Annotated in this window: 20 protein-coding genes and 1 pseudogene; 20 read left to right on the forward strand and 1 reads right to left on the reverse strand. The window is 40.2% G+C overall.

The features are described from left to right. Positions 1-147 precede the first annotated feature (147 nt). From Len3610_RS05240 to Len3610_RS05330, 19 genes and pseudogenes are all read left to right on the forward strand, one after another. Positions 148-408 carry a stage V sporulation protein S gene (locus Len3610_RS05240; RefSeq protein WP_010530699.1) on the forward strand — a complete coding sequence of 87 codons (261 nt, stop codon included), beginning with the start codon at positions 148-150 and terminating at the stop codon, positions 406-408. Between the two features lie 181 nt (positions 409-589). After that, positions 590-2,170 (forward strand): tRNA (N6-isopentenyl adenosine(37)-C2)-methylthiotransferase MiaB, encoded by a 1,581-nt coding sequence (gene miaB, locus Len3610_RS05245; protein WP_176447022.1) that lies wholly within the window; start codon positions 590-592, stop codon positions 2,168-2,170. A 1-nt stretch (position 2,171) separates the two neighbouring features. Further along, entirely contained in the window at positions 2,172-2,600 is a 429-nt protein-coding gene (locus tag Len3610_RS05250) for a YlbF/YmcA family competence regulator (RefSeq protein WP_176447023.1), read from the forward strand. 147 nt (positions 2,601-2,747) lie between these two features. Beyond that, positions 2,748-3,314, forward strand: coding sequence for an outer spore coat protein CotE (locus Len3610_RS05255; RefSeq protein ID WP_176447024.1), 567 nt, complete (start codon positions 2,748-2,750; stop codon positions 3,312-3,314). Positions 3,315-3,474: 160 nt separating this feature from the next. Then, on the forward strand, positions 3,475-4,122 hold the full coding sequence (locus tag Len3610_RS05260) for a hypothetical protein (RefSeq protein WP_176449556.1): 648 nt from the start codon (positions 3,475-3,477) through the stop codon (positions 4,120-4,122). Position 4,123: 1 nt separating this feature from the next. After that, positions 4,124-4,837 (forward strand): ABC transporter ATP-binding protein, encoded by a 714-nt coding sequence (locus tag Len3610_RS05265; RefSeq protein WP_176447025.1) that lies wholly within the window; start codon positions 4,124-4,126, stop codon positions 4,835-4,837. Further along, positions 4,806-7,274, forward strand: a complete 2,469-nt coding sequence (locus Len3610_RS05270; protein ID WP_176447026.1) for an ABC transporter permease — start codon at positions 4,806-4,808, stop codon at positions 7,272-7,274. Before Len3610_RS05265 ends, Len3610_RS05270 begins: the two co-directional genes overlap by 32 nt. Before the next feature lie 12 nt (positions 7,275-7,286). Next, positions 7,287-7,784 carry a PadR family transcriptional regulator gene (locus Len3610_RS05275; RefSeq protein WP_176447027.1) on the forward strand — a complete coding sequence of 166 codons (498 nt, stop codon included), beginning with the start codon at positions 7,287-7,289 and terminating at the stop codon, positions 7,782-7,784. Positions 7,785-8,120: 336 nt separating this feature from the next. After that, the gene (gene mutS / locus Len3610_RS05280) at positions 8,121-10,688 is read left to right on the forward strand and encodes a DNA mismatch repair protein MutS (RefSeq protein ID WP_176447028.1); all 2,568 of its coding nucleotides are present in this window, start codon (positions 8,121-8,123) and stop codon (positions 10,686-10,688) included. A 19-nt stretch (positions 10,689-10,707) separates the two neighbouring features. Further along, positions 10,708-12,552: pseudogene (mutL, locus tag Len3610_RS05285) on the forward strand (DNA mismatch repair endonuclease MutL). Positions 12,553-12,710: 158 nt separating this feature from the next. Continuing rightward, positions 12,711-13,241, forward strand: coding sequence for a DUF6944 family repetitive protein (locus tag Len3610_RS05290; RefSeq protein WP_176447029.1), 531 nt, complete (start codon positions 12,711-12,713; stop codon positions 13,239-13,241). A 220-nt stretch (positions 13,242-13,461) separates the two neighbouring features. Then, on the forward strand, positions 13,462-13,911 hold the full coding sequence (locus Len3610_RS05295; RefSeq protein WP_176447030.1) for a Dps family protein: 450 nt from the start codon (positions 13,462-13,464) through the stop codon (positions 13,909-13,911). 149 nt (positions 13,912-14,060) lie between these two features. Then, positions 14,061-14,996, forward strand: coding sequence for a tRNA (adenosine(37)-N6)-dimethylallyltransferase MiaA (miaA, locus tag Len3610_RS05300; RefSeq protein ID WP_303700088.1), 936 nt, complete (start codon positions 14,061-14,063; stop codon positions 14,994-14,996). 38 nt (positions 14,997-15,034) lie between these two features. Further along, positions 15,035-15,259: an RNA chaperone Hfq gene (gene hfq, locus Len3610_RS05305; RefSeq protein WP_176447031.1), complete on the forward strand. Its 225-nt coding sequence runs from the start codon at positions 15,035-15,037 to the stop codon at positions 15,257-15,259. A gap of 573 nt (positions 15,260-15,832) precedes the next feature. Further along, positions 15,833-16,750, forward strand: a complete 918-nt coding sequence (spoVK, locus tag Len3610_RS05310) for a stage V sporulation protein K (RefSeq protein ID WP_176447032.1) — start codon at positions 15,833-15,835, stop codon at positions 16,748-16,750. Positions 16,751-16,841: 91 nt separating this feature from the next. Further along, positions 16,842-18,077, forward strand: a complete 1,236-nt coding sequence (hflX, locus tag Len3610_RS05315; RefSeq protein ID WP_176447033.1) for a GTPase HflX — start codon at positions 16,842-16,844, stop codon at positions 18,075-18,077. A 7-nt stretch (positions 18,078-18,084) separates the two neighbouring features. Then, a complete protein-coding gene (locus Len3610_RS05320; protein ID WP_176447034.1) occupies positions 18,085-19,332 on the forward strand; it encodes a methionine gamma-lyase family protein in 1,248 nt (415 codons plus the stop codon). A 122-nt stretch (positions 19,333-19,454) separates the two neighbouring features. Further along, positions 19,455-20,792, forward strand: a complete 1,338-nt coding sequence (gene glnA, locus Len3610_RS05325; RefSeq protein ID WP_176447035.1) for a type I glutamate--ammonia ligase — start codon at positions 19,455-19,457, stop codon at positions 20,790-20,792. A gap of 104 nt (positions 20,793-20,896) precedes the next feature. Beyond that, positions 20,897-21,184: a hypothetical protein gene (locus Len3610_RS05330; protein ID WP_176447036.1), complete on the forward strand. Its 288-nt coding sequence runs from the start codon at positions 20,897-20,899 to the stop codon at positions 21,182-21,184. 143 nt (positions 21,185-21,327) lie between these two features. Here Len3610_RS05330 and lexA read toward each other — a convergent pair whose 3' ends face one another. Continuing rightward, positions 21,328-21,951, reverse strand: coding sequence for a transcriptional repressor LexA (gene lexA / locus Len3610_RS05335; RefSeq protein WP_176447037.1), 624 nt, complete (start codon positions 21,949-21,951; stop codon positions 21,328-21,330). 279 nt (positions 21,952-22,230) lie between these two features. On the opposite strand from lexA, the gene Len3610_RS05340 reads away from it, so the two are divergent. Beyond that, a complete protein-coding gene (locus Len3610_RS05340) occupies positions 22,231-22,869 on the forward strand; it encodes a YneB family resolvase-like protein (RefSeq protein ID WP_176447038.1) in 639 nt (212 codons plus the stop codon). Positions 22,870-22,877 lie beyond the last annotated feature (8 nt).

A 22,877-nucleotide genomic window follows, 5' to 3' on the forward strand; every position in this document is an offset into this window, starting at 1 on the left:
AGGGTGAATGTAAGTTTGCTCATTCCACTTTTGCGAGTTGATTATTTGAATGTTTAGAATTATTGGTGCATAATAAGGTAATAAGCTAACATCTCCAAGAATATAGTAGGATTAGAACTACAATAGTAAATTAAGGAGGTACTAGTAGTGGAAGTATTAAAAGTGTCAGCTAAATCAAACCCAAATTCAGTAGCAGGTGCACTTGCAAACGTTTTACGGGAAAGAGGTTCAGCGGAGATACAGGCTATTGGCGCCGGGGCATTAAACCAGGCCGTTAAGGCAGTTGCGATTGCGAGAGGATTTGTTGCACCAAGTGGAGTTGATTTAATTTGTATACCGGCTTTTACCGATATTATGATCGAAGAAGAGGAACGGACAGCGATTAAATTAATTGTGGAACCGAGATAATCATTAAATCATTCATTTTCAGTGTTGTGCACTTGCGCAGCACTTTTTTATTATAGAATGTTGTTCGCTCCCTATACGGGTCATGTATTGTTTATTTTGACTGTAGCATTTATAATGACATAATGTATGGGTATGCAAACAAACATTTAGTGATTTTTATATAGAAGAAAGGAGTCTGGTTATGAACGAGCAGCAGCGGAAAGAGCAATCACAAATAAAGCAGGCCGAAAATCCGGCGGACATAAAATCCGGTGCGGACAATATAGAACGGCTGAAAAAAACATCCAGTGATGATATGATTGCCAAGTATTTTGAGACAACATATGAGCCGCCCAATTTGAGTAAAGCGAGAAAACGCGGACGTGATGATGTTGAAGTTCATTATGATTTTGGCATCCCGGAAGATATGGAAAACATTGGTGAAGGCAAGAAATTCATGATCCGTACATATGGATGTCAAATGAATGAACATGACACGGAAATCATGGCAGGAATCCTGTCCGAAATGGGGTATGAATCAACCAACGATACCAATGAAGCGGACATTATTTTACTGAACACATGCGCGATTCGGGAAAATGCGGAAAACAGAGTGTTCGGTGAAATTGGCCACTTAAAGGCTTTGAAACGGGAAAATCCGGATTTGATTCTTGGTGTGTGCGGCTGTATGTCGCAGGAAGAAAAAGTTGTCAATCGCATCCTGAAAAAACATCCGCAAGTTGATTTGATTTTCGGGACCCATAATATTCACCGCTTGCCGCACCTTGTCAAAGAGGCAATGTTTGGTAAAGAAAAAATTGTTGAGGTATGGTCCAAAGAAGGCGATATCATTGAAAACCTTCCAAAAGCACGGAAAGGCAAAACCAAAGCATGGGTCAACATTATGTATGGCTGTGACAAATTCTGCACGTACTGCATTGTACCGATGACCCGTGGAAAAGAACGAAGCCGTCTTCCGGAAGATATCATTCAGGAAGTCCGTCATTTGACGGCACAAGGCTACAAAGAAATTACACTGCTTGGTCAGAACGTCAACGCTTATGGTAAAGACTTTGAGGATTCGGATTATGGTCTGGGTGACTTAATGGATGATCTCCATAAAATCGATATACCCAGAATCCGATTTACGACATCCCATCCAAGAGATTTTGATGACCGTTTGATTGAAGTGCTTTCAAAAGGCGGCAATCTGCTTGATCACATCCATCTGCCGGTGCAATCAGGCAGCAGCGAAGTTCTTAAGAAGATGAACCGCAGATACACACGCGAAGAATATTTGGAACTGGTAAGAAAAATCCGTGAAGCAATGCCAAATGCAACACTGACAACTGATATTATCGTTGGTTTTCCGAATGAGACTGAAGAACAATTTGAAGAAACGATGTCCCTGGTTGAAGAGGTTGGCTTTGAATCAGCATTTACATTCATTTATTCGCCTCGTGAGGGAACACCGGCAGCCCGGAAACAGGATGATATTCCTGAAGATGTGAAAAAACAGCGTCTTTACCGTTTGAATGAGCTTGTGAATAAACAATCCGCTGAATCAATGAAACAGTATCAGGATAAAGTTGTACAGGTTCTTGTTGAAGGTGAAAGCAAAAAAGATCCGGATGTGCTTGCGGGTTACACTGAACGGAATAAATTGGTTAACTTTAAAGCTCCGAAATCAGCCATTGGCAAAATCGTTGATGTTAAAATAACGGAAACCAAAACGTGGTCATTAAACGGTGTTATGGCAGAAACTGCAGCTGAGGTGAAATAATATGGCGGAATACACACGTAAAGAAATACTCGATGAATCAAAAAAACTGGCTAACATGCTTGCGAATACAGAGGAAATTGACCGTTTCAAACAAGTTGAAGCTAAGCTTAATGATAACAAGAAAGTTCAGCAGCTAATTAAGAAAATAAAAACGTTACAAAAGCAGGCCGTTAATTTTCAGGCATACGGAAAAACAGAGGCACTCAAAAAAGTTGAAGAAGAAATTGACCGATTGCATGCTGAAGTGGATGAAATTCCGATTGTCCAGGAATTCAAGGAAACACAAGGCGTTGTAAATGATGTCCTGCAGCTCGTTTCCGGCACCATATCCCGTGAAGTGACCAACAATGTGATCACTTCAACCGGTGGTGATATTCTGTCAGGTGAAACCGGGACAAAATATGAAGACGAATCGTCAGCTAGGCAGTAATCATCAGTCAGGCCAGGTTGTACCTGCCTGGCTTTTCTATATTTAACAGTTCATCCCGCTATCTTAACACTTTTTCATAAATTCATTATGCACTTTAGGTATTTGTCTTGCATAAAATGACTATGAGTAAAAGGAGGTAGCGAAGATATGTCATTTCTAGATCACGAATATAGAGAAATTATCACGAAAGCGGTTTGTGGCAAAGGCAGGAAATTCACGCAGGCAACCCACCATGTCTCACCATCACATAGACCTACCAGTATTCTCGGCTGCTGGGTGATTAACCATTTGTATAACGCTAAGAAAAAGTCTGAGGATACAGTTGAAGTGAGCGGCAGCTATGACATCAATATATGGTATTCTTACAATGATAATACCAAAACAGAAGTAGTTACTGAACGTGTGACATATACTGATTATGTTCCACTGTCAGTAAAGGACGATAAAAGCATAAATGATGAATATGATGTTATTGCTAAGGTGGTTCAACAGCCAAATTGCCTGGAATGCGAGATTGCCAGTCATGGTAATAAAATTATCGTTGAAGTTGAACGCGAGTTTGTCGTCCAAATTATCGGCGAGACAAAAGTTGCCGTAAAAGTTGATCCAAAAGGGCACACATTCGATGACGGTGATGATTGGGGCTTTGACATTACGGACGATGAGCTGAGTGATGTCAAACCTGACTTTGTCGATAGCAAGGATAAGGATTAAGGAACTTACGAGGGGAAACTCTCGTAAGTTTTTTTGTGTTCGGATTATTATGGTGAAAGTAGTTAGTATCAACATTATAAATTTTTATTGACATATATACTCAGTATATGTATACTCAGTAATTAGTTACTCAGTATATATAAGGGGTGGGAGAAATGTGATGGATTTTATTGTGGAATTTCAATGGGAAATCTTTATTTTTGCTGAGCTTTTGTCACTTGTATCGTTATTGTTATTTGGTGGAGCTCGCTACATTTTTGGCAAACGAGAGCTTAGCTTAATTTTTTTGCTTTTATTTATTGTATTGCTCATGTTAGAAGCTGCTTTAGCGCTTGTCATTTATAGAGAAACAGGAGAAATTTCCTCATTCCAAATCGTGATTATTATCTTTCTCGTCTATGCTTGCACATTTGGTATTAATGATTTTAAAAAGCTTGACCGCTGGATGCGATTGAAAATAGGGAAATGGCGCGGGATTGATTTGCTTACTGAAAAAGATAAGTACGTGATGAAAAGACAAAAGGACCCTGAATACATTGCGAAAAAATATCGTTATAGCTCGCTTATCCATTTACTGATATTTACAGTGGCTCAAGTGATTTTTTTGGGGTATGGCCTGAGTAGTTTCGGTCAAGCATTCGATTATTTGAGTGATCTTTCTTGGGTTGGCACTGAAAATGTCCATGAAACGCCGTATCCAAACGAGGTTATACTCGGCATTTCGCAAATTTGGGGAATCGTTTTTATCGCTGATTTTATTTATTCATGGTCTTATACTATTTTTCCATCAAAACAAAGAGGTGAATAGGATGATTGATGTTGCAGGTTTAAAAAAAGAATATAAGGCAGGATCAGAAGTGGTGCCTGTCCTAAAAGGAGTTGATCTTTCGATAGAAGAAGGAGAGTTCGTTTGTATTATTGGGCCAAGTGGTTCTGGAAAAACAACGTTGCTTCATTTACTTGGCGGATTAGATACGCCTGCGTCTGGAGCTATTCACCTGAATCGTTCGGAGTTAACGTCCAAAAATGAGAAACAACGTACGATAATGCGGCGAAAAGAAGTCGGATTAGTCTTTCAAAACTATCAATTGCTGCCAACGTTAACGGTCTATGAAAACATCATTTTTCCATTACATGCGGATGGGAAGAAAGCATCTGAAGGCGATGTCCAAATGCTATTGGAAGCTGTGGATTTAGGAGGGTTTCAGAAAAGATTTCCCCATGAGTTAAGTGGCGGTCAGCAACAACGGGTGGCAATAGCCCGGGCGTTAATTCACGAGCCTGCGATTCTGTTAGCTGATGAACCAACAGGGAACTTAGACAGACAGCGGTCAAGTGACATTTTAGATTTATTAGCAATGTTTCATCAAGAACGGAAACAAACCATCGTCATGGTAACCCATGATATGTTTGCAGCAGGATACGCTGATCGGATTATTTTATTTAAAGATGGTGTCATTGAAGCGGAAGTGAAAAGAGAGGATGACGATTATGCTAAGTTCCTGGCTCGTTTCATGGCGTAATGTCACGCGCCATAAAAAACGCTTCTTTTTCACCCTTGTTGCCCTGGTTCTGGGTGTCGCTGTTATGGCGAGCATGCTCATTTCGAAGTCTACGTTCTCCAATTTAATGGATGAACAGGAACGGTTACATGCAGGCGATGCCGACTTTTGGATTCAAAGCAATGAGAGCACCTTTTCAGAAAATGAACTGGAATGGCTGCAGCAACAAGAAGAAGTGGAAGAGGGCGTTTCGCTATTTAACAAAAAAGGGTTTGCGGAGATGGAAACAGAAGATCCAGCGCAAGCCTCTGTCCGATTTACCGGTATTTCTGACTTTAACAATACTCTAATCGAAATGCCTGTTAAAGCGGGAGATGTTACAAAAGAAGGGCTCATTATAACGGATAATGCGGCAGAACTTTTCGGAAAAGAAATAGGGGATCAAATTTCTTTTCAAGATATGGGAAGTTTGGAAATCACGGCGATTGTTCAGGAAGGGGGCATGCTAAACAGTCCCAAAACGTTTGAGGCTGCAATACTGCAGGATATTCAAGTGATGGTCCCTTTAGAGGAACTTCAGCAATGGACCGGTATAGACAAACAAATTTCCAATTTTAGATTTAAGGTAAATAATGACACAGATGAGAAGCAACTGTTATCAGCTTATCAATCGGAATTAGAAGGGACGGATTTATTTGTCCAGCCTATTGTTGCAGATAGTCAGCAAAATAATGATGTGGAAGGTCTTTATTATGTATTTGACCTAATTGCTATATTGTCCATCTTCATCAGTTCATTTATCGCTTTTAATATGATCAATACGAGCATTATCGAAAGAAAAAAAGAAATTGCGATCATGAAAAGCCTTGGGTATACAAATGGAAATATCGTAAAACTTATTGTAAAGGAAATTGGCTTTCTGGCTGTCATTGGAACTATTTTTGGTTTGGGCATTGGAATTTGGCTTGGATTATATTTTCAAGATATATTAGTTTCAGTTATTGTCACTCAAAATGTTAGTTATGATGTCGTCATCGTGGGACCATTAATCATCTCTGCCATCGTCGGAATTGTATTTCCATTTTTAGCCGCAGCATGGCCCTTGTATAAAGCAGGAAAAACACCGATTTTAAAAGCGATGTTCGAAACAAGTGCAACACATAACAGCTTTAACAAACTAAACAAATTTAGGATCATTCTAGGGGTTATTTGTTCGGGAATTGGATTAATTGATAATGTGTGGGCGTTTTTATTTCTATTCGTTGGTCTCGTGCTGTTGTTCCCATTATGGATGAGAGTTGTTCAAATAGTTGTCAACCCTATAATGGCATTCGTGTTTCGTTTTTCGGGAAAGCAAGCGCTTCGTTCAATCAAACAATTTGAACAAAGAAATGCAAACACTGCAGCAATGCTCGCAATTGGTGTGAGCCTGGCCCTATTTATGAGTGCGGCATTACAATCATTACCTGAAGGCATGGAGGAAGAAATCGAGGCAACGTTTGGCGGAGATATCCTTGTCGAGAAAGAAACGCCATGGACGGATTCCGATTTGGATAACGTACAGGGGATAGAAGACGTAGAGGATGCAAATTCTTATACAGAGATCCCAAATGTGACATGGCATACGAAGGCCGATGAACTGCGGGAATTCTCCATTATATCTTTTCCAGATATAAACAATGCTGAGAAATTTGAATTAGTAGAGGAAGTGGAAGGAAATAGTAATCATCCTTACATTTATGTTGGGGAGCGTGCCTTAACGGAATGGGGCGGTGATGTTGGTGATGTCCTGACGCTGAATACTCCAGCCGGGGAGCAAAACTTTTTCGTCAAAGGAAGCGTCCAAACCTCACATAATACAAGTTATATTGCCTTTGTGGAGGAAGATGTAATAAAAAATGAGCTCAATTGGCCTCATGATTATCATCTTGCGCTGGATGCAGTGGATAAGGATGCAATTTCAACTGCGGTATTGACCCTGGAAAGTACTTTCGGCGAGGAAATTAACGGGATAAATACGGTTACTTTAACCAAAGAACAAACAACAAGTGCGGTAAATGGAATGGATGAACTGATGCAAGGGCTGTTATTGTTAATCATTGCCATTTCAGCAATTGGTATCAGCAATACATTATTTATGAATACGATGGAACGCGTTAAAGAAATAGGAACAATGAGAGCGATCGGTTTTACAAAAAGGCAGGTCCAATTTATGATTATAGCGGAAGGTTTATTCATCGGTTTTACCGGTGTGATTGTTGGGGTGCTGTATGGAATTTTAGTCATTTATTTAAATTCTATTTCAGCTGATGCACAGGGATTACTAAACTTTATTGTTCCTTGGAATAGTTTACTCATAGCAATAGCAGGCGGCGTTCTGTTTACACTGTTTGCTTCATGGCTGCCAAGCATTTCAGCATCACGCACTTCAATAAAAGAAGCGATCAATTATGAGTAAGTGGGGATATTCATGTCCGTAAAACATTCATTACTTGCCTTATTATATGAAAAATCCAGACATGGCTATGAATTAAAAACAGGCTTTGAAGAACTTGTTCAAGGAATGTGGCCTCTGAATGCCGGCCAAGTATATACGACGCTTGACCGTTTGGAGCGAGATTTATTAGTGCAATCACCTGGCCATGATAAAAAGGACCGAAAGCTATATACGATTACACAAGCGGGTAAAGAGGAGCTTTGGTCTTGGTTAGAAGAGCCAGTTGGCAGATCATTGTTCAAGGATGAATTTTACTTTAAGTTTCTTTGCGCCAGCCAGGTTTCTTATGAAAACAAGCTAAACATGATTAAGAATCAAAAAGAAACAATGCTTAAGGATATTTTGCAACTTACACAATTAAAAAAACAAATGTCACAATCGGGTAATGAAACAATGAAAATGCTAATTGAAGGAGCGTTACTTCATTTAGAAGCGGATATTAAGTGGTTGGATATGATTGTGGATCGCTGAGATTAAAAAGGGGTAGTCCGAAGTGGGGATTACCCCTTTATTATATATTTAGAAAGTTTTATTTTTTGTTCTAATCAATTTAAATAGCAATTATAAGGGTACTTTTTATCTTCTTTCCACACGATAATCCAAATACCTGTTTTTTAAAATTGAAAAGAAAGCATTAATATGGCAATCTGCTGCCTCGCTGATTTCGTCCAATCCGATCTCTGAACTCCGGCATCTAAAAAGACGCGTCAGCGATTTTTCATAACAAACAACCGATAACAGTCGTCTTTATTCGGCAACATATGCTATAATATATTAATATATTCGTATGGTTTTGGAGGAATTGTAATGGCTAAAACACCCATGATGGAGCAATATTTAAAAATTAAAGCTGAGCATAAGGATGCTTTTTTATTTTTCCGGCTTGGTGATTTTTATGAAATGTTTTTTGATGATGCCATTCACGCAGCAAGAGAATTGGAAATAACACTTACCAAACGGGATGGCGGAAAAGAGGATTCCGTTCCGATGTGTGGTGTACCTTACCATTCCGCGAGCAATTATATTAAAAATTTAATCGATAAAGGTTATAAAGTAGCGATATGTGAACAGGTTGAGGATCCAAAAGCTGCTAAAGGTGTTGTGAAACGGGAAGTCGTTCAATTAGTTACGCCCGGGACTGTTATGGAAACGAACATGCTGGAGGAACGTGATCATAACTATATAGCAAGTCTTTCCCATTTTCATGATGGTTCATATGTGATTGTTTATAATGATTTATCGATTGGTGAGAGCAGTGTTGCACTCATTTCCGGTGGCTGGGATGCTGTGTTGCATGAATTGTATAATCAGCCGATTAAAGAAATGGTCATTTCTTCTGAGTTGCCTGAAACATGCCAACAGGCCTTGTATGAAAAGTTAAATATAACAGTGTCATTCCAGGATGAGATCACATTTAAGGCTGAGTACCGGCCTCTGTGTGAGAATTTAAATGATGAACGTCTTGTACAAGCTTTCAGTCGGCTGCTTAATTACATACAAAATACACAAAAACGATCACTCGATCACCTGCAGCCTGCCAACGTTATTGAATTGGACTATTATTTATCATTGGATATGTACTCAAAGCGTAATTTGGAATTGACCGAGACCATCATGAAGAAAGGTAAGCATGGCAGCCTGTTATGGGTTCTTGATCATTCCGTCACAGCAATGGGATCGCGAATGCTGAAAAAATGGCTTGACCGTCCTTTGTTAAAGCAGCAGGAAATTGAAGAACGCTTCGATGTTGTGGAAGGTTTTTTACATGGGTTTATGGATCGCGATGCTTTGCGTGAAGCATTAAAGTCGGTATATGATCTGGAAAGGCTTGCTGGAAGGGTTGCTTATGGCAATGTCAATGCACGGGATTTGATTCAGCTGAAACAATCACTTGAAAAGATTCCTGAATTAAAGACAATTTTAAACCAATTTGATCAGGTAAAAATAAACGAATTAAGCAGGGACCTCAGCTATCCGGAATACCTTGTTTCCCTGCTCGTTTCCAGTTTACACGATGACCCGCCGGTATCCATAACAGAAGGCTCCATCATTAAGGACGGCTATCACGAAAAACTTGATAAGTATCGTGAAGCTTCCAGAAACGGAAAACAATGGATCGCCGAATTGGAACAGAAGGAGAGACAGGAAACCGGTATTAAATCGTTAAAAGTAGGTTTTAACCGGGTGTTTGGCTATTATATTGAAGTGACTAAAGCTAATTTGCATTTACTTCCCGAAGACAGGTATGAACGGAAACAGACGCTGACAAATGCTGAGCGGTATATAACACCGGAATTAAAAGAAAAAGAACAACTGATCCTGGAAGCAGAAGAGAAAAGTGTTGATTTGGAATATCAACTGTTCCTGGAAATACGTGATCAGGTAAAAGAACGTATTCCGGAAATACAATACTTGGCAGAAGTTGTCAGTCAAATCGATGTGCTCCAGGGATTTGCTGTTGTAAGTGAAGCTAATCAGTATACGCGGCCGCACTTTTCACAAGACAAGTTATTTATCAAAAATGGACGTCATCCGGTTGTCGAGCGGGTTATGAAAGATGATGCGTTTGTTCCGAATGATATTGTACTGGATCAGGAGACTGATATTCTCTTAATCACCGGCCCGAATATGTCCGGAAAAAGCACTTATATGCGCCAGCTTGCTCTAACAGTTATAATGGGACAAATTGGTTGCTTTGTCCCTTGTGAAGAGGCTCGGCTGCAGCTGTTTGACCAAATTTTCACGCGTATTGGAGCGGCTGATGATCTCGTTTCCGGCCAGAGCACATTTATGGTTGAGATGCTTGAAGCGAACCATGCACTTGCCAATGCGACCGAGAACAGTTTAATTTTACTGGATGAAATCGGTCGCGGCACGAGCACGTATGATGGAATGGCGCTTGCACAGGCAATCGTCGAACAGATTCATAATCATATTCATGCCAAAACTGTGTTTTCCACACATTATCATGAATTGACAACTTTGGAGAATTCATTGGATAAACTTAAAAATATTCATGTCAGAGCAGAAGAATATGAAGGGAAAGTTGTTTTCCTTCATCAAATAAAAGACGGTGCAGCTGACCAAAGTTACGGCATTCATGTTGCTAAATTAGCCGGTCTTCCCTCATCCCTGATTGACCGGGCAGGCTCGATTTTGGAACAGCTGGAAAAGAGCGATCAGTCACGCCCTGAAGAAGCTGGACAGCTGTCGTTTTTTGCAGAGGAAAAATCACCTGTCAAAGAGACGAAAGCACCATCCGGGCAATCTGACAATAAGCTGATCAATGATTTAAAAAATATTAATCTGTTTGAAATGACCCCGATGGATGCTATGAATGAATTATATCGATTGCAAAAACAGGCAAAAGCGTAAGATAGAAAGGACTGTTTCCATGGAAATCTTTCAAATGCCAGATGGACTTGCCAACAAAATAGCTGCCGGGGAAGTAGTGGAACGTCCTGCCTCTGTTGTTAAAGAACTGATAGAAAACAGTATTGATGCAGACAGTTCCTGGGTAAGAGTGGATGTGGAAGAAGCCGGATTGCAAAAAATAAAAGTGACTGATAATGGAAATGGCATGCCTGAAGATGATGCAGAGAAAGCTTTTTTGCGTCATGCAACGAGCAAAATCAAAAACGAAACGGATTTATTTCGTGTCAATACACTGGGATTCCGGGGTGAAGCACTGGCAAGTATTGCAGCCGTCAGCCGATTAACAGTAAAAACCTCACAAGGTGAAAGCGCTGGTACATATTTGTCAATTGAAGGCGGTACAGTTACTGAGAGGTCCAAAAGTGATGCTCGGAAAGGGACGGAAATCACTGTTGAAGATTTATTCTTCAACACACCTGCACGCTTAAAATATATGAAAACCATCCACACTGAATTTGGCCATATTACGGATTTATTAAATCGGCTGGCCCTGTCTCATCCAAATATTCGCTTTGAAGCCGTACACAACGGGAAATCACTGTTCAAGACAGCAGGCACCGGTGATCCGCTGCAGGTCATCAGCCAGGTTTATGGTATGAATGTTGCGAGAAAAATGCTTCCGGTCAAGCATGAAACACTGGATTTTACGATTGAAGGATATGTTGCTAAACCTGAAGTCACCAGAGCGTCCCGAAACTATATGTCGACGATTGTTAACGGAAGGTTTATTAAAAGTATGCAACTCGCACACGCTATTACGCGAGGCTATCATACGCTTCTCCCGGTTGGACGTTCCCCGGTCGTTGTTTTAACGATTGAAATGGATCCCGTTTTAGTTGATGTCAATGTGCATCCTACTAAGCTGGAGGTCCGCTTCAGCAAAGACAAAGCATTATTTGAAGCAGTGGAAGAAACGATTCGGGACGCGTTCAGACACACAACGTTAATACCGGAAATGGAACAGAAACAACCACGGCAACATAAGCAATCAGTTCAGGACACCATGACATTTGAGGAATCTGAACAGAAACCAGGCAACATTCCGCCTGATCAGCACGTGAAGGAATATAAACCCGAAATCTTTGGAAGCGAAATGACGGATCAAGTTAAGCAGTCATCTTCTTTCAACAGTCATTCGGGAAGTTCGGCAATTGATAACGGGGATCAAAGGCCAACTGATACACCAATCAAAGATCTCAATGCATCATCAGACCCATCAGTTAAAGAGGAACGAGTTCCTGTCATGTATCCAATTGGTCAGCTGCAGGGCACATATATTCTGGCACAAAATGAAAATGGTTTTTATATGATTGATCAGCATGCTGCTCAGGAACGCATTAAATTTGAACGGTTCAGAAAAAAATTGGGTGAAACAGTGAACGAACTGCAGGAATTATTGATTCCCTTAACCTTTGAGTTTTCAAAACAAGAAACCATTTTTATCGAACATCATATGCAGGAGCTTGAAAACATCGGTTTGTTTTTTGAACCATTCGGCAACCAGACTTATATTATTCGCTCCCATCCAAGCTGGTTTCCGAAAGGTTTTTTGAAGAAGAGAGGTTATCCGGAATGATGACCAGAATCATGCAGGAGAAAAGGTTGATTGTTGGAAAAATCAGGGAAGATGCCGCTGCTTTAATGTCGTGCAAGGAACAAACACACCATTTAAATCACGATGATAGTTCACGCTGCTGGAAAGCTTGCGGAAATCATTCAGATCCATTCACTTGTCCGCATGGAAGACCAGTTTATTCATTTCTCTTCCTATGAATTGGAAAAGATGTTTAAGCGGGTGATGTGACGGTAAAAGCGCCAAACCTTGATAAGGGTCCTGGCGCTTTTTTAAACTTATGCATGCTGTTCTGCACCTACAGCACCCCCTTTTTTCTCTATAGGTTACAATTGGCCAAGTAAAGCCATAAGATAAATAAAGACTTGTAATTTGAAGGTGGGGAGGAAATGAGTCAGGATAAAGAACGGGTTGGCTCCTGGGTATTAGCTATGGGTGTGATTCTGGAAGCTATTTCTGAAACGGAAAAGATTAACTTAGGGGAAAGTACCAGATCCCGATTGCTTGCATATGGTAACTCGCTTGCTGCAACTGCTAATGCACTCTTGGCTGATACCATAGATGAACTGGATTTCGAAAAACTCGGTCTTAAAACGCTATCAGCTGGTAATCTTGCTGTCGTTTATGGGAATATGGTGCCAACCTCAGATGAGGCAACAGATCGTTTGGTTGTTAAAGGGAATTTAAAGCAAGCATTGGGTGGAAGTTTGGCTCTCACTGAAGTTTTCAACCCCAAAGAAGATATACTCCTCTCGTATGGTGTCACCTTTATTACAATAGGGGCCTCAATCATAGCGATTGGAGGCGGCAAGGAACTAAGGGATATTGAAAATCGTCTTCCTGAAATTGGTGCATGGGTGAAGGCGTTAGGCGCAATTATGGTGATGTTCTCTTTTTTTCTAAATGACAATGGTAAGTAACGTCCGCAATTAAAGTAATGATAATTAACTCATTAACTCTGGCCATATTTAAAAAAATCGCGAACAATTGTTTGCCAATAAAACTTGAGTTATACTATAATTCCAGATATAATATAGGTTCAAACAAAAAATCATCAGAACAGTCATAAGTGTCATGTACTCATGTATAATTCATCAGCGCCTTGTAAAAACTAAAAGAAAAGAATGCGAGGTGTCATTGATGGATAATCAAAAACTTATCAATTTTTTAAATCAGTTATTGTCCAATTATTTTGTCATGTATGTCAAACTGCATCGCTATCATTGGTTTATACAAGGGAAGCATTTCTTTCAGCTGCATAACGTATTTGAAGAGATGTATACCACCATTGCTGAAGATTTGGATGACATTGCCGAAAGAGTATTAATGATTGACGGCAAACCATTGGCAACGATGACCAAATACATAAAGGAAGCAACGCTGGAGGAAGCAACAGCAGATGATACGGAAGATGAAATAACCGCCAAACTGATTGAGGATTATCAACAGCTAATAACGGAAATAAAAGAGGAAGGGATTCCATATGCATCTGAGAGGCATGATGAACCGACGTTGGATTTGCTCATTTCGCTTCAAGGCAAACTTGAAAAATATGTCTGGATGATGCACGCATATCGCGCGTATGAATAAGAAAGATTCGGCTCCAGCCTCGTCTTTTCAGAGGTCAGATGCCCGAAGTCAGACTTGAAGAAATCGGCGAGTTGCCGATTTCCATATTGAAACTGTCATCCGAAATTTTTTACTTTCTTTCCGATTTTTAAAATAACAGGGGAATGCTGATGAAGAAAACAGTCATAGCAATTGTTGGACCAACGGCCGTGGGGAAAACCGGACTAAGCGTTGAAATCGCCGGCCGTTTTAACGGGGAAGTTATCAGCGGGGATTCCATGCAAGTGTACAAAGGGTTGGACATCGGGACTGCAAAAATTACCGATGAAGAAAAACAAGGCGTCCCGCACTATATGCTGGATATTAAACATCCGGAAGAATCTTTTTCAGTCGCTGATTACCAGAGACTGGTTCAACACTATATTGAAGAAATAGATTCACACGGGAAAGTCCCGATTATTGCCGGGGGAAGCGGTCTTTATATTCAGGCTGCTTTATTCGATTATCATTTTTCCCGGCAAAGACGGGATGAAAAGGTTACCCAACAACTGGAACGCCGGCTGAATGATCAAGGAGCCGATGTTCTGTATAATTATTTGCAGCGGGTTGATCCGGATCAGGCCGCAAAAATTCATCCGAATAATCACAGGCGACTCATCCGCGCGCTGGAAGTCTATGAAACAACAGGAATAACGATGTCTGAATATCAAAAAAACCAGACAGACCAGTCACCATATAATCCTATTTTTATAGGATTGGAGATGGACCGCGATCTGCTATATAAGCGTATAAACAACCGGGTTGATCAAATGCTGGATCAAGGGTTGCTGGAAGAAGCCAAATCATTGTACAATCACGGTTATGAAAATCATCAAGCAATGCGCGGTATCGGGTATAAGGAATTTGTCCCTTATCTTAAAGGTGAGCAGCCATTTGATGAGACCGTTCGTTTATTGAAACGTAATTCCAGACGTTATGCAAAACGGCAATATACGTGGTTTAAAAATAAAATGAATGTGAACTGGTATACCATTACACCAGAAAAAAGTAAAGAAACATTTAGAAATATTTTAACAGATCTGGCAGGAATGTTACAAAATATATAGAAGTAATTAAATACAGATAGAAAAGAGGAGGAAATGCAATGGCACAGTCCGTAAACATTCAGGATCAATACTTAAATAAACTCAGAAAGGACCATGTTTCAGTTACAGTGTTTTTAACCAATGGTTTTCAATTGCGGGGGGTTTTGAAGGCATTCGATAACTTTACGGTATTAATCGAAACAGACGGAAAACAGCAGTTGATTTTTAAACACGCTATTTCAACATTTGCCCCGGTCAAGAATATTTCATTGGATAAAGAGTAGTAGAAACAGGTGGCCTCAGGGTAACGAATTCAGTTTTGGGAGAGAAAAAGTGAACACGCAAGCTAAACAACATTTTGCATACCATTTCTATACAAATTAACATCATAATCAGCACATAAAAACGCACAGGTATTAAAATCCGTGCGTTTTTACTTTATGTTTTTTTGTCGTAATAAAGGTGTTTTCATCATTTAAACAAGAAAACTCCCTTCTGATTTTGTGCTTAAAATTTAAAGAATTGTGCTATTGCTCTTGGAATTAAAAGCAGTATTTCGCCGATTGTCCAAGCATTCTATACTTTATCAAATTTTTCATCAGTTGTATTTTTGTATTCCTGGAATGGGGGGTACCTTACTTCAAGTTACACGCGTGATAAGCCATCCTTTACTACAATCGAAAGTTTTATCAAAAAAGGGGCATGTTGATTGTGAAAATTTTTTTAAAAATACGCCCCCAAATTGTATCTCAATTCGATTGTAGTTAAAACAACCTTTATTTAACCTTCGTAAGTATAGGCGTTTGTCACACCTTGCTCTTTCATCACGTATACTATCGTGACGAAGGAGTGATCATGTGGATACGCAAAAAACCCGAAACAAAAACGGACAAATTAATATTATTTTGCAGGATAAGCAGCCGGCACTTGCAGAAGATAATCAGTCTTTTACTGCCGGTAACTCTTTTTCACATATTGATTCGCAATTTTCCTCATTTATTGGCATGAAAGATTTAAAACAAACGATTAAAGAAATTTATGCAACAATCGTTGTTAATGAAAAACGAAACGAGATGGGTTTAACCGAGTCAAAGCAAGTACTCCATATGCTCTTTAAAGGAAACCCCGGGACAGGGAAAACAACAGTGGCCCGAAAGTTAGCCGAAATGTATTTTGACATGAATTTGCTGTCAAAAGGACATTTCATTGAAGCAGAACGTGCTGATTTGGTTGGTGAGTATATTGGTCAAACTGCTCAGAAAACAAGGTCTATCATTCAAAAGGCTATGGGCGGCATTCTATTTATTGATGAAGCCTATTCTCTTGCCCGGGGCGGGGAAAAAGATTTCGGTAAAGAGGCAATCGATACATTAGTGAAGCATATGGAAGACAATCATAACGATTTTGTATTAATATTAGCTGGGTATCCATATGAAATGGAGCGATTTCTAACACTGAATCCCGGACTGAAATCCCGATTTCCGTTTATATTGGACTTTCAGGATTATGATATCGATCAACTTATGAATATTGCCAAACAAATGGTTCAGGACCGGGAATATGAATTAACGAAAGAGGCAGAATGGAAGTTAAGAACACAATTATACAAACAAAAGCAAAAAACACACTATAATTTTGCTAATGCCCGTTATATTCGTAATGCTGTTGAACAATCAATCAGACGTCATGCGGTGAGGTTATTAAATAAAGAAATGTTTTCGATTGATGATCTGATTTATTTAACAGGTGATGATCTGAAATTTGATACAGATTGAATCAGGGGTGAATTGTAGTGTTGTCCGTTCTTTGCTATGATAATGACTGGAGATAAAGTATGAAGTTCTTCTTACAGGAAGAGGTATTAATATGTCAGAAAGAATCGTAATTATAGCCGTAAAAATGCCTGATGATCATGATGAACGTTTTGAATCATCACTTGATGAATTGAAATCATTGTCTGAAACAGCAGGAGGTTCCGTCGAAAAAGTTATTACTCAAAATCGGCAGCGAATCCATCCTGCCTATTATATTGGTGAAGGTAAAACGGCTGAAATCAGAGAAGCGGCTGAAGCGTTGGGGGCGGATATTGTCATTTCCAATGATGAATTATCTGCCGGACAGCTGCGTAATTTGAGTGATCATATCGGTGTTCATGTCATTGATCGAAGTCAGCTGATATTGGATATCTTTGCTCGGCGTGCCCGCACGAAAGAGGGTAAACTGCAGGTTGAACTTGCGCAGTTGGAGTATACGCTGCCAAGGCTGCGCGGCAGAGGAAAGGAAATGTCACGTTTAGGTGCAGGTATTGGAACGCGCGGGCCCGGTGAGACAAAATTGGAAACAGACCAGCGGCATATCAGACGCAGAATCGATGATATTAAACAACAATTAAAACAAGTTGTAAAACAGCGGGAGCAATACCGTAAACGAAGAAAAACAAATGATGCTTTTCAAGTTGCCATTGTTGGGTATACGAATGCCGGAAAATCCACGCTCTTTAATCAGCTGACAAAAAGTGATGCAATGGTGGAAAATCAATTTTTTGCTACACTCGACCCATTAACACGCCGAATTCAGCTGCCATCAGGCTTTCAAACACTTATAACCGATACCGTCGGGTTCATTCAGGATTTACCAACCTCATTGGTGGCAGCGTTCAGATCAACATTGGAAGAAGTGACCGAGGCAGATTTCATATTGCATGTTGTTGATGTGGCCAACTCCGATCTGGAACAGCATCAGCAGACAGTTAACAGCTTGCTGAACGATTTAGGCGCTGAAACAATACCTAAGCTCACAGTATATAATAAAAACGATCAGTTAAAGACAGATTTTATTCCGATGCAGCACCCCAATATGTTAATCAGTGCCATCGATTCAACTGATATTCACCGCCTATTGGAAAAACTGGAGGAAACACTGAAGCATGAATGGGACTGGTATACAGTGCATTTAACGCCAGACAGGGGGAAATTGCTGCACCGCCTGAAAAAGGAAACGATTATGACAAATCGTTCCTTTGATGAAGACGAAAATAAATATATCGTTAGTGGCTATATCCGGCCAACCCATCCCATGAAACGTTTCATAAAGGAGTATTAAGACACAGATGCTGAAAAATTTGTTATCACAAGCAGAAATTGACTGTACAACACAGCATGAAAAAGTATCCGAAATAGTCGAGACAAACCAGAAACGGGTACTTGATGCCTTTAAACGAAATCGTGTAAGCGACAGCCATTTTCAATCGACCACCGGTTACGGTTATGACGATCGCGGCAGGGAGATATTAGAGGATGTCTACGCCGACGTTTTTGCCGGAGAGGATGCACTCGTCAGACCGCAAATGGTATCCGGAACTCATGCCATTTCAACTGTTTTATTCGGGCTTTTGCGGCCGGGTGATGAACTGTTGTATATCACCGGGAAACCGTACGATACATTGGAGTCGGTCATTGGCATTAATGAAGAGCATAGCGGCTCATTGAACGATTTTCAAGTTACATATAATCAGGTTCATTTATTAGAGGACGGGTCCATCAACTTTCCGGAAATCCGGCAAAAAATGTCAGCACAAACGAAAGTGATAGGTATTCAGCGATCCAAAGGGTATGACGATAGACCATCGTTTACTATCGATGATATTGAAGAGATGGTCCGTTTTGTAAAAGAACTAAATGAAGATGTGATTGTGTTTGTTGATAATTGTTACGGCGAATTTGTTGAAGAACGCGAACCATTGCATGCAGGTGCTGATATAATGGCCGGTTCACTGATTAAAAATCCGGGTGGCGGTCTTGTACGTGCAGGAGGGTATATAGCCGGCAAAACGAGACTTGTGGAACAATGTGCCAACCGTCTGACTGCCCCGGGTCTTGGCAAGGAAACCGGCGCCACTTTCAATACACTGCAGGAAATGTTTCAGGGACTGTTTTTGGCTCCGCATATTGTTGGGGAGTCTTTGAAAGGCACCATATTGACGGCAAGATACCTTGATTTGGCGGGTTTTAGTACAAGCCCTGATTATAAGTCGCATCGCACTGATCTCATTCAGTCCGTTACATTTCATAATCCGGAAAGTATGATTGCTTTTTGCCAGGCGATACAGCATAATTCACCGGTCGATTCTTTTGTGACACCTTATCCAAGTAAAATGCCGGGATACCAGGATGAGGTCATTATGGCAGCAGGCACATTCATCCAAGGTGCCAGCATTGAATTAACAGCCGACGGACCAATCAGGGAACCTTATACGGCATTTGTGCAGGGTGGATTAACATATGCCCATGTGAAAATTGCACTCGAAGCAGCGGTTGATGCTCTGATTGAACAGGGATTGATGACAGTAAAGAGCTGATGACGATATTTAAAAGCTGTCATGGAATCATATTTGCGATACAACATTCAATAGGTTATGATGAAAACCATATTAAAACTTGCATCCCTTAGATTACAGACTAACAATTGAGGAGGAAAATAATGGGCTCAGGTTTAACCAGGGAACAGATTGTGAAACAAATTGAGGAAGAAAACGTTCGATTCATCCGTCTGCAATTTACAGACATGCTGGGAACGATAAAAAATGTTGAAATTCCACTCAGTCAACTGGACAAAGCACTGGATAATAAGATGATGTTTGATGGATCTTCTATAGAAGGCTTTGTCCGTATCGAGGAATCGGACATGTACTTGCACCCTGACTTAGATACATTTGTTGTATTTCCGTGGACGTCGGAAAAAGGGAAAGTTGCCCGATTTATTTGTGATATTTATAACCCGGATGGAACCCCTTTTGCAGGATGCCCAAGATATAACTTGAAACGAAATCTGCAGAAAATGGAAGAGCTTGGTTTTGATGCCTTCAATATCGGTACAGAACCCGAATTCTTTTTATTTAAACTTGATGAAAAAGGCCAGCCTTCACTGGAGTTAAATGACCGCGGTGGTTATTTTGACCTGGCACCGACAGATTTGGGTGAAAACTGCCGGCGGGATATTGTGCTTGAATTGGAAGAGATGGGATTTGAAATTGAAGCCTCACATCATGAAGGAGCACCTGGCCAGCATGAGATTGATTTTAAATATTCTGATGCAGTAAAACATGCTGATGATATTCAAACGTTTAAACTGGTTGTCAGGACAGTTGCCAGAAAACATAACCTGCATGCAACGTTTATGCCAAAACCATTGTTCGGTGTTAATGGATCAGGTATGCATGTCAATATGTCGCTATTCAATAATGGCGATAATGCATTTTTTGACAAAGAAGGAGAAATGCAATTAAGTGATATTGCCTATCAATTTACTGCTGGTGTCATTAAGCATGCAACAAACTTTACGGCCGTGACCAATCCGACAGTGAATTCGTATAAACGGCTTGTTCCCGGATACGAAGCTCCGTGTTATGTCGCCTGGTCAGGCACAAACAGAAGTCCGTTGGTTCGTATTCCGTATTCACGCGGACTGAGCACGCGTATTGAAGTCAGGAGTGTGGACCCTGCTGCCAATCCATATATGGCCATGTCGGTTTTGCTTGCCAGCGGATTGGATGGTGTTGAGAATCAATTAAGGCCTCCTGAATCTGTTGACCAGAATATTTATGATATGGATAAAGAAGAACGTGAGCAAAACGGTGTGAAAGACTTACCTGCTACATTAAAAGATGCTTTGGATGTGATGAAGGAAGACGATATTGTTGTCGAATCCTTAGGCGATCATCTTTACGAGCACTTTGTTGAAGCAAAAGAAATTGAGTGGGATTTGTTCAGAACAACAGTACACCCATGGGAACGGGAACAATATTTAACAAGCTATTAGTTTTTGAAGAATAGGTTTTGGTATGGTCATCATATACATGTTGAAAGACAACTATACGAATCTGCTGAATACTTAAAAGCTGACAAAAAGGAGCTGATAATATAATGGATGCTGGAACTGGCGGAGATGTTGCCGGAGCTTTGTTCGGCCTGCTTTTTATAGGGCTGTATGGTCTTGTTGTCATATTTATACTTGTTTTGTCCATTGTATTTATTTTTAAGGCTATGGGTTTCATGAAACGCAAAAATGAAATGGACCGGGAGCTTAATGAAAATGTCCGGCAGCTGGTCCACTACCTTCGAAAAAATCAGCTTGAAGGTCAACAAACGCAAGGACAGCCAAGTGAATCAGAAATTAAATTGAAGAATGAAACTGAAGAGGGGACAGATTGATAGACTAATACAATATAGATAAAAATAGAGCTCAAAACGTTACATTTGTGTATTAAGTATTTTTAGTCACTATTTAATTTGCCACAATTATGTATAACCTTAAACGAGGCTTTCATCAGCTAAATGTGATGAAAGCCTCGTTTTTAATCAATATTTCGATAAAGCCCGATTACTTTTCCTAATATGGTCACATTTTTATAAATGAGCGGTTCCATGGTTGCGTTTTCCGGCTGCAGACGGACGTGATCTTTTTCTTTAAAAAACCGCTTCACAGTGGCTTCATCTTCTTCGGTCATGCCCACAACAATATCACCATTTTGTGCTGTGTTTTGCTGTTTAACAATAACCATGTCTCCATCCAATATACCCGCTTCAATCATACTCTCACCCTCAATGACAAGCACAAACAAATTTTCGTCAGTTCCTGTAACGGTGCCTGGCAATGGTACAAATTCCTCGATATTTTCCACTGCGGTGATGGGAATACCTGCTGTTACTTTACCAATTACCGGAGCATAACGCGGTTCTTCTCTTGGTATGTGACTTTCTTCAGATTGTTCCAGGACTTCTATAGCCCTTGGTTTTGTGGGGTCTCGTCTGATAAACCCCTTGCTTTCCAGTCGTGCCAAATGACCATGGACGGTTGAACTGGAAGCTAGCCCGACTGCTACTGCAATTTCCCGGACTGACGGCGGGTACCCTTTTGCATCCACTTGTTCTTTAATATAGTCGAGAATTGCTTCTTGCCGTTTTGAGAGTTTTGTCATCTATTAAACACCTCGCACATAATATTTATTGAGAAAAGTATACCATGGATTTTTAAAATAGACAAACATTCGTTCGAAAAACTATTGACAAGATCGTACGTTCGTATATAATAGTATATACGAACAATAGTTCTTGTTGAACATTTAAAGGAGATGGCGCATATGTTTGGAAAATTAACGAAAACTGATATATTCTATTTAGCAGCTTTTGCAGCAGCATTGATATTTTTATATTTTTCTTTGATAACAAGTGCATAACAGACTTAAGGAGACTTTAACTTGAGAGCTATCATTTATTGCAGAGTGAGTACGGACAAGCAAACACAGGAAACGTCATTAGAACGGCAGAAAGAAGAATTGCTGGAACTTGCCGGAAACTATCATTTTACAGTTATAGATTGTATAGAAGAACAGGCAAGCGGCTATGAAATAGATAGAGATGGTATTTTTGAAGTGCTGGATTATTTTTCGGACAAAAAGGCAGATTGTTTGCTGATTCAGGATGAAACAAGATTAGGGCGCGGCAATACAAAGATTGCTTTGTTTCATCAATTGGAAAAATTGGATGTTCGCGTCTATTCAGGGCTGTATAATGGAGAATTTGAACTGTCTGAATCAGATTCCATGGTGCTGAAGATTGTCAGTATTGTAGAGGAATACCAACGTCAAATCCATAATATAAAAATCAAACGAGGCATGAGGAAAGCAGTTGATAACGGTTTTGATCCGAGTAAGAACCTAACAAACCGTGACAAGGCTCCCGGAAAAGAACGCAAATCATTTCCGATTGAGGAAGTCGTCCGACTGAGGCAAAACGATATGACATTCCGTGAAATTGCCAATACACTCAATGGATTAGGTTATCCGGTTTCGAAAGCAACTGTCCATCGCAGGTATCGTGAACACCTCCAAACTTGAATATGACG

This window comes from Lentibacillus sp. CBA3610 (genome assembly GCF_013373365.1).
Taxonomy (GTDB): domain Bacteria; phylum Bacillota; class Bacilli; order Bacillales; family Amphibacillaceae; genus Lentibacillus.